The sequence below is a fragment of the Bacillus sp. FSL R7-0166 genome, assembly GCF_038008935.1.
Classification (GTDB): domain Bacteria; phylum Bacillota; class Bacilli; order Bacillales; family Bacillaceae; genus Bacillus; species Bacillus altitudinis.
The window spans coordinates 2,613,997-2,629,344 of the sequence record NZ_JBBPAC010000001.1 but is presented as its reverse complement, the minus strand read 5'-3'; the positions used below and the strand labels follow the sequence as shown (position 1 = coordinate 2,629,344).

Below are 15,348 nucleotides of genomic sequence, written 5' to 3'. Positions count from 1 at the left end.
AAAAGAAAGGGAACGTTTTCATATGATGAAAAAACGTGTATAATTTCATAAAAGAAGGTCATTTTGATGTAGATTGAAAAATTATGTGTCTCTTTTCATCGTTTTAATGACAAATAGGATATTATTTTCCTCGTATCTGACATGTCTCTATCCAATTGGTGAATGCTATAGATATGAAGTGTATTTGAAGGAGTGATTTATGTGAATAATGTTACAATATATGATGTAGCAAGAGAAGCAAACGTAAGTATGGCAACGGTATCACGCGTTGTTAATGGTAATCCAAACGTAAAACCAACAACAAGAAAAAAGGTGCTTGAAGCAATTGATCGTCTCGGCTACCGTCCGAACGCAGTCGCACGAGGCCTTGCAAGTAAAAAGACTACAACAGTTGGGGTCATCATCCCTGATATTTCAAGTATCTTCTATTCAGAGCTTGCACGAGGAATTGAAGATATTGCGACGATGTACAAGTACAACATTATTTTGAGCAACTCAGACCAAAATACTGATAAAGAACTTCATTTGTTAAACACAATGCTTGGCAAACAAGTAGATGGAATCGTTTTTATGGGCGGAAACATTACAGATGTGCATGTGGAAGAATTTAAGCGCTCTCCTGTACCAATTGTACTTGCAGCATCTGTTGAAGAGCAGGCACAAACACCATCAGTCAACATTAACTATGAACAAGCCATTTATGATTCAGTTCAGCTATTAGTTGAAAAAGGACATAAACGAATTGCGTTTGTATCTGGACCAATGTCAGAACCAATTAACTCTATGAGAAAGCTTGCTGGTTATAAGCGTGCGCTTGAAGAAGCTGGTATCGTATTTGACGAAGCGCTTGTTGCTGAAGGAGACTACTCATATGACTCTGGTATTGAAGCGCTCGCTAATCTGCTTGATCAATCTGACAAGCCGACGGCTGTGATTGCAGCTACTGACGAAATGGCGCTAGGTGTCATTCATGGAGCGCAGGACAGAGGCGTATCAATTCCTGAAGATTTAGAAGTGATTGGTTTTGATAACACAAGACTATCCCTCATGGTGCGCCCTCAATTGACAACAGTTGTTCAGCCTACTTATGATATTGGCGCTGTTGCGATGAGACTTTTGACAAAGCTCATGAACAAAGAACAAGTAGAAGATCAAATTGTTGAATTGCCACATAGAATCGAAGAAAGACAATCGACGAAATAAAAAAGAAAGCAGGCTCACTTGATCAGTGGACGCCTGCTTTTTTTATGCCTTTTTCTTTTCTCGTCGAACAGGCATGAGTGCTTTTTCTACCGTTTGTGCATTTTTTTCTGTAATTTCTGCTCTTCTTGGAATCGGTGGATATAGATCGTCAGGATCTAGCCATGTGGATGGAAGCGGAACAGGCGATTGTTTTTCCCATGCCCGAATCCATTCCTGAGGAAGTGCATCTGGTGGTGTGATGCCTTTCATCTCAAGCCAAATGCGGCTCCATGCTCTTGGGACGACACGCCAAATATCATAGCCGCCTCCGCCCACAGCGATCCATTTTCCATCACAATATTGATGCGCCAGCTCATGGGCAATTCTAGGAATTTCCTCATATATTTTCATGGTAGCAGATAAATGCGTCAAAGGGTCATAATAGTGGGCATCTGCTCCATTTTGTGTCAAAATGACATCTGGTTTAAAAAAAGCAGCAATCTCTGTCACTGCTGTTCGATAGGCTTCTAAAAATGATTCGTCTTCTGTAAATGCGTCAAGCGGGATATTATATGCATAGCCATAGCCTTTATCATGACCCCTTTCCTGTACTTGTCCAGTTCCAGGGAACAAATAGCGCCCTGTTTCATGAATGGAAACAGTACATACCTCTGGATCATCATAGAAGCTAAACTGGACACCATCGCCATGATGAGCATCGGTATCAATATATAAAATTCTAGCGCCATATGTCTTTTGAATATACTGAATGGCCACAGAGCTGTCATTATAAATACAAAAGCCAGAAGCACGCCCTTTAAATCCATGGTGAAGCCCGCCGCCAAGATTGAGCGCATGCTGCGAATGTCCAAGCATCACTTGATCAACTGCTGTTAATGTCCCGCCAACTAGGAGAGAAGCTGCCTCATGCATCCCTGCAAACATCGGGGTGTCCTCAGTGCCAAGACCATAACGTTCCCCCTCTGTGGTGGACAGTTTTCCTTCACTTGCCCGCTGCACTGCTTGAATGTAGTCTGCTGTATGGACAAGCTTTAATTCCTCCAGCGTCGCCATACGAGGTGCGACAATCTCATCATCCGTTAACGCCTTCATTTTTTGAAGAAGATCATAAGTTAAGTAGACGCGAAGCTGATTGAAGGGATGATCTTGGTGAAACTGGTACGTTTGAAAAGATGGTGAAAAAACAAAGGTCGCTTCCTTCATTTGATCGTCTGCTCCATAGGCCATAGCACCTTATAGCCTTTTGCACGAATTAGCTTCGTCACATGATCAGCATGCATCGTTTGAAGGCGGAAGACGAGCACTTTAGAGGATTCATTGGCATGTGGGTACACGAGTACACTCAGCATTTGAATATGCTGCTCTTTTAAAATGGACGTAATGTCTGCAAGACCCTCTGTCACTTGCGCTACTTCAACCTCTAAATGTGATCCAGGCTGATCTGCACCTGTTAGTCTTACAAACGTACGAAGTAAATCTGTTTTTGTGATGATCCCTACAAGCTTGCCGCGTCTCACAACGGGAAGACAGCCAATTCCGTGTTCAAAAAAGACACTTGAAATCTCCTCAACGAAATCAAGCGGATGAGCGGTAATCGTCTCTAGCACCATGATGTCTTCAACCGGCCGCTGAATAAAAAGCTGCCTTTTCTCTGTTTCAAAAATACTTGGACTGGCATTTTTAATATCCCGATCTGTCACCATCCCAATGACAGATCCCTGCTCAGATACGATGGGAATATGCCGAATGTGATGTGCACTCATTTTTTGAATGGCTTCTTCAATCGTATCGGTTTTGCGCAGCGTGATCACATCACGCTCCATAATTTGTTCAATCATCATGTTTACCAATCCCCTTTGCCAAAAAAACGAATTGAACGTTAATACATAAAGCGCTGATGGAAGCGAAGACGATCGAAACGCTCGATCGAATCAGGACTTACATTTTTTCCGATCCGTGCCATTAAACAATTGGCTGGATGTGAGCTAATCTCTGGCTCGTCTGTTGCAAACCAGACAAGACCGCCGGCGTTCATCATTTTCTCCATCATTTTGCGGTACTCCCACACGTTTTTCTTCGTCCCCTTTAAATCCCAATGCCAGTAATATTCAGTTGTAATGATAATGTAATTCTCCATTTGCTCATCCATCATGCTCACATCCAGTAAATGCTTGCCAAGTGAACAGCCTCTGAATGGAGGAGCGACTTCAATGGCACCGAGCTCAATTAAATTGTCCATGTTGCCTTCTGACCAGCGTTCAAGCGGATCAGGGTACAAATACGTGACATAGCCTACGACAAGCTCATCCACCCTAGCAATGATAATACGTCCTTCAGGAAGATCTGCTATTTCAACAAGTGCTTGTTTCTGTTCCTCAGGCGTGCGAAATGCCGTTAGTCCTTCATGAAACGTATAGTTCGCAAGCTCTGATGCAGGTACCGGTCCTTCAATCAGGATGGAACCTGTTTCTCGCTTAATGGTTTTTGAATAATAAGTTTTAGGATGCTCCACGTATCCACCGCCTCAAATTCTAGTGAGTCGTCTCTATTCTATCTTAAATCTTGCAATAATTAAAACGGTTTCATCAGAAGTTTTTTAAAAATTGAGAAAAAAAGTCATCTATACTATAATGGTCATTGTAAACGTATGCAAAGGGGGACTGTTTGATGAAAGTGGAAACGCTACCATCAGTAAAAGGGGACTATCATTTAAATGATTATGAGCAAGCATACAAAGAATTTTCATGGGAGGAAGCGAGAAAAAATTTCTCTTGGTATGAAACAGGAAAAGTAAATGCAGCTTATGAAGCGATTGACAGACATGCGGACTCGTTTCGTAAAAACAAGGTGGCGCTTCACTACAAAGATTCACAGCGGGATGAAAAGTATACGTTCAGGGATATGAAAATCAAGACAAACAAAGCAGGAAATCTATTAAGAGAACAGGCACATGTGCAAAAAGGGGATCGCGTGTTTATCTTTATGCCAAGATCACCTGAGCTCTATTTTCTACTGCTTGGTGCTGTCAAAATTGGTGCGATCGTCGGTCCGTTATTTGAGGCATTTATGGAAGGTGCCGTCAAAGATCGTTTAGAAAATAGTGAGGCAAAAGTGATTGTGACAACGCCTGATCTGCTTGAGCGGATTCCGTTTGCAGAACTTCCAAAGCTTGAATCCGTCATCATTGTCGGTGGTGAAAAAGAGGATGCAGGTGGTGTGCGGACGATTCACTTTGAAGAAGCATTTGAGCAGGCAGCGAAGGAACTTGAAATCGAGTGGATGGATGAAAAAGATGGATACTTGCTTCATTACACGTCAGGGTCCACTGGTACGCCAAAAGGTGTGCTCCATGTTCATGGCGCAATGGTGCAGCAAGGCCAGACGGGTAAATGGGTACTTGATTTGAAAGAAGAAGATGTCTACTGGTGTACAGCTGATCCAGGCTGGGTAACAGGGACGGTGTACGGTATTTTTTCTCCGTGGTTGAATGGAGCGACGAATGTGATTTTAGGCGGCAGGTTCAATCCTGATACGTGGTACGAAACCATTGAATCGCTTGGTGTGACCGTTTGGTACAGTGCACCGACAGCCTTCAGAATGCTGATGGGAGCAGGAGACGATCTCATTCAAAAATATGATCTCAGCTCACTCCGTCATGTGTTAAGTGTAGGAGAGCCACTTAATCCAGAAGTGATCCGCTGGGGAGACGCTGTATTCGGTAAACGAATTCATGATACTTGGTGGATGACAGAAACAGGTGCACAGCTGATTTGTAACTATCCATCCATGGATATCAAACCAGGTTCGATGGGGAAACCAATTCCAGGCGTTGAAGCTGCGATTGTGGATAATGCCGGAAATGAACTTCCGCCATACCGGATGGGGAACCTTGCCATCAAAAAAGGCTGGCCGTCTATGATGCATACGATCTGGAACAATCCTGAAAAATATGAATCTTACTTTATGCCGGGAGATTGGTATGTTTCAGGAGATTCTGCTTATATGGATGAAGACGGATACTTCTGGTTCCAGGGACGTGTCGACGATGTCATCATGACGTCAGGAGAGCGGGTCGGTCCATTTGAGGTAGAAAGTAAACTGGTGGAACATCCGGCCATTGCAGAGGCTGGTGTCATCGGAAAACCAGATCCTGTGCGCGGTGAAATTATTAAAGCATTTATAGCGCTTAGAAGCGGATACGAACCGTCTGATGACCTGAAAGAAGAAATTCGTACGTTCGTGAAAAAAGGACTCGCTGCACATGCAGCACCGAGAGAAATTGAGTTTAAAGACAAATTGCCAAAAACACGCAGCGGTAAAATTATGAGACGTGTGCTAAAAGCGTGGGAACTGAATTTACCTGCTGGCGATCTCTCGACAATGGAAGATTAATCACTTCCGTCAGTTGACTTGATATCAAAAGTATGTTAAAAATGACTTTAGTTGAATATGAAAAGGTTTTGACTGAGATTCAGTAGAATCATCTTTCCCTGTCCAAGAGAGCTGACGGCTGGTGCGAGTCAGTACACAGAGATATTCGAATTACCCTCACGAACCGCTTTTACGAAAAGGAGCATATGCTATCTGATTAGTGAAAGAACGGATCTGTCCGTTATCAGTGTAAGTGAAAAGACGTGTTGTTTTGTCTTTTAAGCAGGGTGGTACCGCGATATATATCGTCCCTTCGTTCATTCGAAGGGGCGTTTTTTATGTTGAATTGTAAAAAAAGGAGATTTGGATATGAGTCAATTGATGGAAGATTTATCGTTCAGAGGATTAATTCAGCAGCAAACAGATGAAGAAGGTTTAACAAAATTATTAGCAGAAGAAAAAATCAAGCTATACTCCGGCTTTGATCCAACAGCTGACAGCTTGCACATTGGTCACTTACTCCCAATTTTAACATTGCGCAGATTCCAAGAAGCAGGTCATCATCCGATTGCACTTGTTGGCGGCGCAACTGGACTGATTGGTGACCCAAGTTTCAAAAAAGCAGAACGTTCACTAAACCCAGCAGAAATCGTCGAACAGTGGTCAGAGAAAATCAAAGGCCAGCTCTCTCAATTCCTTGATTTTGAAGCAGGTGACAACCCAGCTGTTATCGTCAATAACTATGACTGGATCAGTCAAATGAATGTCATCACGTTCCTTCGTGATATTGGAAAGAACTTCGGTGTCAACTTCATGCTCGCAAAAGATATCGTCAGCTCCCGTATTGAAACAGGGATTTCGTACACAGAATTCAGCTACGTGATTCTGCAATCGTTAGACTTCTTGAACCTTTACAGAAATGAAAACTGTAAGCTGCAAATCGGCGGAAGTGACCAGTGGGGAAATATCACATCTGGACTTGAGTTGATCCGTAAGTCTGAAGCAGAAGGCGCAAAAGCATTCGGTCTCACCATGCCGCTTGTCACAAAAGCAGACGGCACGAAGTTTGGGAAAACAGAAGGTGGTGCCATCTGGTTAGATAAAGAAAAAACATCACCATATGAATTCTACCAATTCTGGATTAACACAGATGACCGTGATGTCGTGAAATACTTAAAATACTTTACGTTCCTATCAAAAGAAGAGATCGCATCGTACGAAGAAAAAGTGCAAACAGCCCCTGAAAAGCGTGAAGCACAGCGCCGTTTGGCAGAAGAAGTCACAACACTTGTGCATGGCCGTGAATCACTAGAACAGGCTGTCAACATCTCAAATGCGCTATTTAAAGGCGAGATCAAATCTCTTACAGCAGAAGAAGTGAAAGTAGGCTTTAAAGATGTGCCATCAATGGAGAAAGACAGTGCAGAAGAATTAACACTTGTTGATGTTCTTGTCGAATCAAAACTGTCTCCATCAAAACGTCAAGCACGTGAAGATATCACAAACGGTGCCGTCTACATCAACGGAGAGAGACAAACCGACAAAGACTATGTGCTTTCAGCTGAAGACCGAATTGAAAACCAATTTACGGTCTTAAGAAGAGGGAAAAAGAAATACTTCCTTGTGACGTATAAATAAATCCTTATGCAACAGTAAGTATCATGAAAAGCACCTCAAATGTTCATATACATTGAGGTGCTTTTCTTTTTTATTCAGAAGTAGGAATTAAGCTTTTACAGAGCGGTTTTCTCTCATTTGTCTGTTTCTTATTCAAGAAGTGAATCTTCGTTTGTATAAGCATGTTCTACCTTACAAATTCGGGTTGTATAGGATTCATACCAATCTTTTTTTCCTTTTTTTTGAACACGCTGATGTGCTGTATGTGCTTTCCATTCTTTGATGGCTGCTAATGAATCCCAGTAAGAGACAGTGATTCCAACACCATGTTCATCTCGTGCACTTTCCATTCCAAGAAACCCGTCTAGTTCTTTCGCTAATTGTTCCATTTTTTGAGCAGCAGCAGCGTATTCTTTCTGCTCAACATTTGTTCGTTTTGATGTGAAAATGACTGCATAGTAAGGTGGTGCAGGTGTTTGAGTAAATAGCATCTAGTAGAACCTCCTTTTGTCTATTCACATTATATATGAAAGATAGAGAGGTCCGTAGTCTTTTTGTTTTAATTTCAAAAAGACCATGGTGCTTTTTCATTAGGTATTGTGCTGTAAAATCATCTGATAAATATTACCTTGTTCACTTTTCTGTCATATTTTTCTTGTTTAAAATAGAGACGTATCAGAAAATTAAGGGGGAATGAACATGATCGTTTTAAAGAAAAGGAGTTTGCAAATTCTGATTGCGCTTGCCTTAGTGCTAGGTTCAATGGTCTTCATCCAGCCGAAAGAGGCCAAAGCGGCTGAGCATAATCCGGTAGTGATGGTACATGGTATGGGCGGTGCGTCTTATAACTTTGCTTCGATCAAACGATACTTGGTATCACAGGGATGGGATCAAAACCAACTTTTTGCAATCGATTTCATAGACAAAACAGGTAATAACCTGAACAATGGCCCGAGGCTCTCTAGATTCGTCAAAGATGTACTAGCCAAAACGGGCGCCAAAAAAGTAGATATTGTGGCTCATAGTATGGGTGGTGCGAACACGTTATACTATATTAAAAACCTAGACGGCGGAGATAAAATTGAAAACGTCGTCACACTTGGTGGAGCGAATGGACTCGTATCACTCAGAGCATTACCAGGCACCGATCCAAATCAAAAAATTCTTTACACATCTGTCTATAGCTCAGCCGATCTCATTGTCGTCAACAGCCTTTCGCGTTTAATTGGCGCGAGAAACGTCCTCATCCACGGCGTTGGACATATCGGTCTATTAACCTCAAGCCAAGTCAAAGGCTATGTGAAAGAAGGATTGAATGGCGGAGGACAGAATACGAATTAAAAAATGAAAAAGACAGCGATTTGTGCTGTCTTTTTTGATGTCATGGTTATATGGGAGCTGCTAGGTGTTGGAGAAGATTTTTAGGAGGATAAAAGATGACGCAAAAACTCAAACAACATTTCTTAGGCTACTTTCTCTATTTCCCATGTTCATTTCTGATCATCTATATAATCTGGATGGCAATCGTCAAATCAGTGCAATGGACAGAAGTCATATCTAATTGTACATCCATCATTGGCATCTATTACTTAATAGCCAGTGTGTGGTTTCTCTTTTTAGTGCAAAAACAGACAAAACATCGTACATAGCCAAATAAAAACATGTACAAATCAACCACCATTCCTTACACTACATATAATGAACGAGATTCTTTGGAGGTGGGGATTTGTGCAACATCATCAAAAGGCTTTGATTATGGTCGATGTACAGAAAGCATTCGAGCACGAACAATGGGGAGAACGGAATAATCTAGATGCAGAGAAGAACATCAGTCGTCTATTGACGTTTTGGAGAGAAAAAGGCTGGACAGTCATTCATATTCAGCATACATCGGATCAGCCGCACTCCTTATTTCATCCAGCAAATGAAGGGCACTCCTTCAAAGAGGTCGCCAAACCGCTAGATGAAGAAACGGTCATACAAAAGAAAGTCAACAGTAGCTTTATAGGTACAAACTTAGAGGAACAACTAAGATCGAACGAGATCGACACTATTGTGATCGCTGGACTCACAACACCACACTGCGTATCTACCACAACAAGAATGAGTGGAAACCTAGGCTTTGAGACATACCTCATGTCGGATGCAACAGCCGCCTTTGGACTCGCAGATCAAACCGGTACATACTATGATCCAGAAACGATCCATCGCCTTTCACTTGCAACACTGCATGACGAATTTGCGACTATCCTGACAACTGAGCAGCTGATCACAAATTGGGCAAGCAAAAGCTCCTAGAATCATCTCTAGGAGCTTTTTGCTTGTTCATCCAGCGGCTGTTTTCGTTGTTCAATACTTGAGTAGATGAGATCAATTCCAATAAATAAGAAGCTGACAAAGAAAGATAAAATGAGTGTGCCGTGCTCCCAAATGGAGACATTGACTATGTTCATATTAAGGACAAACTTAATTGAGAAATGCACAACGATCCATGAGAGTAAAAATTCAAAGATAAACGTGAACCATTGAGGAAATCTTAGCAAAGAGGAAATTCCTTTACCAATGAATACTAAAAAGATCGACCAAAAAAGAACAATCCCACTGACGAATAGACAGAAGGTCAATAATGAAAGAAATGATGCATAGGTAATATATTCTCCAAAAAGAAAATTCACTCCTAATGAAACAACATAAAGTACAGAACTTGGAATGATGATGACAAAACTAATCGAAAAAAAGATGAGTAAAATGAGGAGAATTTCAGCGATAGCTCCAGGCGCTTCATCGACAACTTTTGTCTTTCTCAAAATCGCATAGATAACAATTGAAATGAGCATAAGTGCTAACATAAATGAAATAATCGACAAATTGCTTTCCTCCTTAACGTTCTTTACATTATTGTTTTAAGTTGTGAGTTATCCAGTAAATGTAATTGTAAGAGGAAAATGAAAAAGAGTAAAGAGTAATCGGTGTTCTAATTTTCTTGTGTGTAAATTTGTAGCTAGAGAGTATCGTACAAAAGACCAAACAAAAAACCCTAGAAATCCTTGAACAATCAAGGTCTCTAGGGTTTGTTTGATCACTCTCTGAGAGAGTCATGAAATTAACGAGAGTAGAACTCAACGATTAGTTGTTCGCTGATTTCAGGCGCTAATTCAGAACGCTCTGGAAGACGAGTGAAAGTTCCTTCAAGCTTTTCAGCATCGAAAGTAAGGTATTCAGGTACGAAGTTGTTCACTTCAACTGATTCTTTCACAACTGCAAGGTTTTGAGATTTCTCACGAAGAGCAATCGTTTGACCTGGTTTCACAGAGAAAGATGGGATGTCTACACGGCTTCCATCAACAAGGATGTGACCATGGTTTACTAGCTGACGAGCTTGGCGGCGCGTACGAGCAAGGCCAAGACGGTATACTAGGTTGTCAAGGCGAGTTTCAAGAAGAATCATGAAGTTTTCACCTTGTTTACCAGGAAGTTTAGCAGCTCTGTCAAATAGTGTACGGAATTGACGTTCGTTGACACCGTACATGTGACGAAGCTTTTGCTTCTCTTGTAATTGTAAACCGTATTCAGATAGTTTTTTGCGTTGTCCTGGACCATGTGGGCCTGGAGCGTAAGGGCGTTTTTCAAGTTCCTTACCTGTTCCGCTTAATGAAATGCCTAAACGGCGGGAAATCTTCCAACTTGGACCTGTATAGCGAGCCATAATGTGACTCCTCCTTATGTTTTTATTTGTGAAAAATAAAAACCGTCTGTTCTTTGTCTTTTCCGTCATTATGTTTTCATGCATCCTCGCTCCAGCAGCAGGGAGTTACAAGATGCACCTCCATATAGAAGGAACAAAATGATACAAAAAAGCCGAACAAAAAGGCTGCCATATTTCACACAAACTCTATTATATGACGCCAGATAGGAGAAGTCAACCTATTTAAAGAGGAGAATGTCAAACGTGGTCGGCATTCATTCGGGAAGAAAGCAAAACAAAAAAGCAGACACATTGTCTGCTTTTCAAGTATCATGACGCATCAGTAGATGCTGATAACGCATTTTGGACAACCTCTGTAAATTGAACTAAGTACGTTTCATCTATTTCATTGAAACGATCTTTCACTGGACTGTCAATGTCGAGTACCCCAATGATTTGTCCATTTACTTTAAGAGGGATCACGATTTCAGACTGCGATGCGGCATCACATGCAATATGACCAGGGAATGCATGGACATCAGCGATACGCTGTACATCACCTGTCGCAAATGCTGTACCGCAAACCCCTTTTCCAGAAGGAATGCGTACACATGCGGGTAGTCCGTTGAATGGACCAAGCACAAGCTCTCCGCCTTTTGCTAAATAAAATCCTGCCCAATTGACTTCAGGAAGCGAGTGATAAAGCAGCGCCGCAGCATTGGCTAGGTTGGCAATGAGATCAGGTTCACCATCCGTAATCGCTTCTACTTGCTTGATGAGTAATTGATAGTCTTTCGATGGATCACCAGACTGTTTTTCGACATGAAACATGAAAATCTCCTACTTTCTATCTCAAAAATACATAACTTGCGCTTCACATGTGGGATTTGTCGAGCAATGATTAAAGGAACTTCCGCCTTCACCTTGAAGTATGTACACATGAAGAGGGGTGAGCGGATGAAAACATCAACAACCGTGCAAACAAAAGACCGTATTATTGAAGCTGCCATCAGACTTTTTAACCAAAAAGGATTTTCTGGAACCTCTGTCCGTGAGATTGCGAAGGAAGCAAACGTCAACGTTGCCCATATATCTTATTACTTTCAAGGAAAAGGAGGGCTGCTCGAGCAGCTCGTATCCGATTTTTATGAAGGCTATATTCAGATGATTGAATCGCACATCCAGCACATGGAAACCCGTCATGCAAAAGAATGTTTACTTCATGTGGTTTTTGATATTTTATCTTATCAGCATGAAAATCGTCAATTAACCCGTTTCGTTTATCGAGAAGTGACCATTGATTCAACGCTGATCAGGGAAATCATGTCCACCTATTTAACAAAGGAAAAATACTTGTTTCAGCTCATCATTGAAAAAGGAAAAAGCACCCATGTGATTTGTAAGCAGCTGTCACTCTCATCATTTATGATCCAGCTAAAATCACTTCTGATGATGCCATATCTGCAGCCGCAATATTTAACAGAGGTGCTTTATATCAACCCAAGCGAGCCTTACTTTTATCAAACGTACTATAAGGAACTGAGCCGGTCGCTTCATCATCTGTTAGAACCAAATGAACCCGCACTTGATCCTCACCTGAAACTCATGATGTCTTCAAATTGATCATACGCATATCCGAGATCTTCCGCTTGATGGGCATCAGACCCGAATATGAGCGGAATTTTTTTCTGTTTTGCAAGATCGATCATCCATTTATCTAAATAGATACTTCTGGCATATGTTTTACGAAGACCTGATGTATTAAAATCTAAGGACATGCCTTTTTTTGCCGTTTCTTCAAGACAAAGGGTGACCCTTTGACATAGTTCTGGCGACATTTCGTATGGGAAAAGTTGTTTGAATTTCTGGACAAGGGTGATATGACCGATTCTCTTTGGCTTATATGGACCTAAAGATGATAGAATAGAAGAATGAATTTGGTCATAGTAGCTTTGATAGACGTGTTCGGTGCTGCCATAGATACTGATCAGCTGCTTGAAGGCGTGCTCATCAAAATCAAGACAAATATAATCATTGCCAGCAGGAAGAAAATGAACAGATAAAATGCTATCGTCTAGTTCAGGGCCGTAGCAGTCTAAAAAGGCACTTGTTTCCTCTTCATACTCTTTGATATAGTCGACCTCAAGCCCAGTTTTTACTATTAACTGTCCTTTATATTCCTGTTTCAGCTGATCCAGCTTCGTCAAATAGGCTTCAAGGTCTTGAAGCTTCATGGCGCTATCCTGCTCAGGCGTTGGATCTCGAAACGAAGGAGGCAGCGGGGCATGCTCGGTAAAGGTGATGGAATCAAATCCCTTTTTCATTGCTTTTTCAATATAAGAATGAAAAGGATCAAGCGTACCGTGCGGGCAAAATGGCGTATGTAAATGTGCATCTTGTTTCAACATGTCGTCACCTCTTGTCGATATTTTGAAAAACGTCATGTTTATCAGCGAAAATAATGAAAAATCATGACCAAAAATGCTGGTTACATGGTATCATAATAACAATGAAAACGACAGCTTCCGCATACATAAAAACAGGTCACATCAATACATGTGGCCAAATGATAGAAAGCCTGAATGACTTTCTTGAAAAAACATACATAAAACCGTGAATGGATCGTATTGGAAAAAATACAATCCTGCTTATAAAAAACAAATGCAAAGCGGACACGAAAGGGTTCTCAGGTCTACTCGGGACACTACCCTGACATCACTTAGATCACAACAAGGGGGCTCATTATGGAGTTTATCATCGGTTTAATTGTCATTTTGCTTGCTTTGTTTTCAGTCGGTTATTTCCTCAGAAAAAATATATATAAAGAGATTGACCGATTGGAAGCATGGAAAATTGAAATTTTAAACAGATCAATTGTAGAAGAAATTTCAAAAATCAAACATTTAAAAATGACCGGAGAAACAGAGCAGTTTTTTGAAAGATGGCGTGCAGAGTGGGACGATATCGTCACAGCCCATCTTCCAAAGGTAGAGGAGCTATTATATGATGCAGAGGAGTATTCTGATAAATATCGATTCTCCAAAGCAAAGCAAGTTCTTGCACATATAGGAGATCTGCTCACCGCTGCTGATTCAAACATCGAAGACATTTTAAAAGAGATTGCAGACCTTGTCACAAGTGAAGAGCAAAACCGAAAAGACATCGAGAAGGTCAAAGAGCAATATCAAACGGTACGAAAAAATCTACTTGCTTACAGCCATTTATATGGCACCCTTTATGACAAAATGGAGCAGGACTTGGACGAGGCCTGGGAAGGGATCAAGCAGTATGAAGAAGAGACAGAAAACGGAAACTACATGACAGCAAGGAAAATTTTGCTTGAGCAAGACCGCAGACTCGATCAGCTGCAATTATATATCAATGATGTACCGAAGCTCATCGCAGACTGTAAACAAACTGTGCCAGGTCAGCTGACGAAGCTGAAAGACGGTTATAAAGAAATGACAGACAAAGGCTACAAGCTAGAGCACATCCAGATCACAAAAGAGCTGGAGAACTTGAATAAACAGCTGACCCGTGCGGAGAAGCTGCTGATTGATGAACTCAACTTAGATGAAGCATCAAGCATTCTGCAAATGATTGATGATGCGATTCAGACGCTGTATGATCAGTTAGAAGCAGAAGTAGAAGCAGGTCAGGAAATCAAGAGCAAAATGCCTGAGCTGACCGAAGCATTTGAAAAACTTGAACAAGACCACACGCAGACAAAGGCAGAAACGGCTCTTGTGAAAGAAAGCTACAAGCTGACAGCAGGAGAGCTGGATCAGCAGAAAGCATTCGAAAAACGATTAGAAGAAATTGAAAAGCTTATGAAGCAAATACGAGAGAAGCTTGATCGTGACCATGTCGCATACACATTATTAATGGATGAAATCAATCAGCTTGAGACCTTTATTGAGGATGCCAAAACACTTCATGAAGCGTTTAAAGATCACCTTCAATCGTTACGAAAAGAAGAATTACAGGCAAGAGAAACATTGGCTGAACTTAAAACCATGTTGACAGATACAGTGCGCCAGCTGCACAAAAGCAACATTCCAGGTGTACCTGCTGACATCAAAGATCGTGCTGAAAAAGCGCAGGAGATGATTCAGCAAGTGCAGGAGCAGCTAGAGAATTTGCCGCTGAATATGCCAGCAGTGAACCAGCAATTAAAAGAAGCCTCTGAAACAGTCAGACATGTGGTTGATGAAACACATGACATGCTTCGTAAAGTGGATCAAATTGAACGGATTATACAATACGGCAACCGGTTTAGAAGTCAAAACCACATTCTTTCAGAGCAATTAAAAGAGGCAGAACGAAGATTTTATGCCTATGATTATAACGATTCATTTGAAGTGGCAGCAGCTGCTGTCGAAAAAGCATCACCTGGAGCCGTCCAGAAGCTTTTAACTCAGCAAGAAAAAGAATATCAGCATCAATAAAAAAGCTGAAGTCCATTTTAGGAC

At 41.4% G+C, this 15,348-nt stretch carries 16 protein-coding genes and 1 other annotated feature; of the genes, 8 read left to right on the top strand and 8 right to left on the bottom strand.

The annotated features are described in order from the left end of the window. The first annotated feature begins 201 nt into the window (after nt 1-201). Complete coding sequence (ccpA, locus tag NST01_RS13520) at nt 202-1,203, top strand: catabolite control protein A (RefSeq protein WP_035702055.1); 1,002 nt, start codon at nt 202-204, stop codon at nt 1,201-1,203. Between the two features lie 42 nt (nt 1,204-1,245). Here ccpA and NST01_RS13515 read toward each other — a convergent pair whose 3' ends face one another. The 3 genes from NST01_RS13515 to NST01_RS13505 are packed head-to-tail and all read right to left on the bottom strand — an operon-like array spanning nt 1,246 to nt 3,715. Then, nucleotides 1,246-2,406, bottom strand: coding sequence for an acetoin utilization protein AcuC (locus NST01_RS13515; RefSeq protein WP_144680007.1), 1,161 nt, complete (start codon nt 2,404-2,406; stop codon nt 1,246-1,248). Further along, nucleotides 2,403-3,044 (bottom strand): CBS and ACT domain-containing protein, encoded by a 642-nt coding sequence (locus tag NST01_RS13510; protein WP_008343059.1) that lies wholly within the window; start codon nt 3,042-3,044, stop codon nt 2,403-2,405. Before NST01_RS13510 ends, NST01_RS13515 begins: the two co-directional genes overlap by 4 nt. A gap of 38 nt (nt 3,045-3,082) precedes the next feature. After that, on the bottom strand, nt 3,083-3,715 hold the full coding sequence (locus NST01_RS13505) for a GNAT family N-acetyltransferase (protein WP_017358311.1): 633 nt from the start codon (nt 3,713-3,715) through the stop codon (nt 3,083-3,085). A 155-nt stretch (nt 3,716-3,870) separates the two neighbouring features. Here NST01_RS13505 and acsA point away from each other — a divergent pair, with 155 nt between their 5' ends. Further along, nucleotides 3,871-5,595: an acetate--CoA ligase gene (gene acsA, locus NST01_RS13500; RefSeq protein ID WP_035391106.1), complete on the top strand. Its 1,725-nt coding sequence runs from the start codon at nt 3,871-3,873 to the stop codon at nt 5,593-5,595. Nucleotides 5,596-5,654: 59 nt separating this feature from the next. Continuing rightward, nucleotides 5,655-5,890 (top strand) — a binding site (T-box leader). 53 nt (nt 5,891-5,943) lie between these two features. After that, entirely contained in the window at nt 5,944-7,212 is a 1,269-nt protein-coding gene (gene tyrS / locus NST01_RS13495; protein WP_039964123.1) for a tyrosine--tRNA ligase, read from the top strand. A gap of 128 nt (nt 7,213-7,340) precedes the next feature. Here the strand turns inward: tyrS and NST01_RS13490 are convergent, their stop codons facing one another. Continuing rightward, on the bottom strand, nt 7,341-7,682 hold the full coding sequence (locus tag NST01_RS13490; RefSeq protein WP_341042005.1) for an antibiotic biosynthesis monooxygenase family protein: 342 nt from the start codon (nt 7,680-7,682) through the stop codon (nt 7,341-7,343). A 271-nt stretch (nt 7,683-7,953) separates the two neighbouring features. On the opposite strand from NST01_RS13490, the gene NST01_RS13485 reads away from it, so the two are divergent. The 3 genes from NST01_RS13485 (at nt 7,954) to NST01_RS13475 (ending at nt 9,489) form a co-directional block, all read left to right on the top strand. After that, the gene (locus NST01_RS13485) at nt 7,954-8,532 is read left to right on the top strand and encodes an esterase/lipase family protein (RefSeq protein ID WP_409333920.1); all 579 of its coding nucleotides are present in this window, start codon (nt 7,954-7,956) and stop codon (nt 8,530-8,532) included. A gap of 95 nt (nt 8,533-8,627) precedes the next feature. Next, a complete protein-coding gene (locus tag NST01_RS13480) occupies nt 8,628-8,840 on the top strand; it encodes a hypothetical protein (protein ID WP_341042002.1) in 213 nt (70 codons plus the stop codon). A gap of 49 nt (nt 8,841-8,889) precedes the next feature. Continuing rightward, entirely contained in the window at nt 8,890-9,489 is a 600-nt protein-coding gene (locus NST01_RS13475) for a cysteine hydrolase family protein (RefSeq protein ID WP_414092521.1), read from the top strand. An 8-nt stretch (nt 9,490-9,497) separates the two neighbouring features. On the opposite strand, the gene NST01_RS13470 is transcribed toward NST01_RS13475, so the two are convergent. From NST01_RS13470 to NST01_RS13460, 3 genes are all read right to left on the bottom strand, one after another. Continuing rightward, the gene (locus NST01_RS13470; protein WP_035702040.1) at nt 9,498-10,058 is read right to left on the bottom strand and encodes a hypothetical protein; all 561 of its coding nucleotides are present in this window, start codon (nt 10,056-10,058) and stop codon (nt 9,498-9,500) included. Between the two features lie 236 nt (nt 10,059-10,294). Beyond that, nucleotides 10,295-10,897: a 30S ribosomal protein S4 gene (gene rpsD, locus NST01_RS13465; RefSeq protein ID WP_007501777.1), complete on the bottom strand. Its 603-nt coding sequence runs from the start codon at nt 10,895-10,897 to the stop codon at nt 10,295-10,297. 309 nt (nt 10,898-11,206) lie between these two features. Continuing rightward, nucleotides 11,207-11,707: a GAF domain-containing protein gene (locus tag NST01_RS13460; RefSeq protein ID WP_046344223.1), complete on the bottom strand. Its 501-nt coding sequence runs from the start codon at nt 11,705-11,707 to the stop codon at nt 11,207-11,209. Nucleotides 11,708-11,833: 126 nt separating this feature from the next. On the opposite strand from NST01_RS13460, the gene refZ reads away from it, so the two are divergent. Next, entirely contained in the window at nt 11,834-12,499 is a 666-nt protein-coding gene (gene refZ / locus NST01_RS13455) for a forespore capture DNA-binding protein RefZ (protein ID WP_017358301.1), read from the top strand. Here the strand turns inward: refZ and hisJ are convergent. Beyond that, complete coding sequence (gene hisJ / locus NST01_RS13450; protein ID WP_265153719.1) at nt 12,469-13,284, bottom strand: histidinol-phosphatase HisJ; 816 nt, start codon at nt 13,282-13,284, stop codon at nt 12,469-12,471. The genes refZ and hisJ overlap by 31 nt on opposite strands. A gap of 336 nt (nt 13,285-13,620) precedes the next feature. On the opposite strand from hisJ, the gene ezrA reads away from it, so the two are divergent. Next, nucleotides 13,621-15,324, top strand: a complete 1,704-nt coding sequence (gene ezrA / locus NST01_RS13445) for a septation ring formation regulator EzrA (protein WP_007501773.1) — start codon at nt 13,621-13,623, stop codon at nt 15,322-15,324. Nucleotides 15,325-15,348 lie beyond the last annotated feature (24 nt).

Bases quoted from the DNA above. Each gene is read 5' to 3' on its own strand.
- NST01_RS13515 (WP_144680007.1), bottom strand. From the start codon at position 2,406: ATGAAGGAAGCGACCTTTGTTTTTTCACCATCTTTTCAAACGTACCAG.
- NST01_RS13510 (WP_008343059.1), bottom strand. From the start codon at position 3,044: ATGATGATTGAACAAATTATGGAGCGTGATGTGATCACGCTGCGCAAA.
- acsA (WP_035391106.1), top strand. From the start codon at position 3,871: ATGAAAGTGGAAACGCTACCATCAGTAAAAGGGGACTATCATTTAAAT.
- tyrS (WP_039964123.1), top strand. From the start codon at position 5,944: ATGAGTCAATTGATGGAAGATTTATCGTTCAGAGGATTAATTCAGCAG.
- NST01_RS13490 (WP_341042005.1), bottom strand. From the start codon at position 7,682: ATGCTATTTACTCAAACACCTGCACCACCTTACTATGCAGTCATTTTC.
- NST01_RS13485 (WP_409333920.1), top strand. From the start codon at position 7,954: ATGGTCTTCATCCAGCCGAAAGAGGCCAAAGCGGCTGAGCATAATCCG.
- NST01_RS13480 (WP_341042002.1), top strand. From the start codon at position 8,628: ATGACGCAAAAACTCAAACAACATTTCTTAGGCTACTTTCTCTATTTC.
- NST01_RS13475 (WP_414092521.1), top strand. From the start codon at position 8,890: ATGAACGAGATTCTTTGGAGGTGGGGATTTGTGCAACATCATCAAAAG.
- rpsD (WP_007501777.1), bottom strand. From the start codon at position 10,897: ATGGCTCGCTATACAGGTCCAAGTTGGAAGATTTCCCGCCGTTTAGGC.
- NST01_RS13460 (WP_046344223.1), bottom strand. From the start codon at position 11,707: ATGTTTCATGTCGAAAAACAGTCTGGTGATCCATCGAAAGACTATCAA.
- refZ (WP_017358301.1), top strand. From the start codon at position 11,834: ATGAAAACATCAACAACCGTGCAAACAAAAGACCGTATTATTGAAGCT.
- hisJ (WP_265153719.1), bottom strand. From the start codon at position 13,284: ATGTTGAAACAAGATGCACATTTACATACGCCATTTTGCCCGCACGGT.
- ezrA (WP_007501773.1), top strand. From the start codon at position 13,621: ATGGAGTTTATCATCGGTTTAATTGTCATTTTGCTTGCTTTGTTTTCA.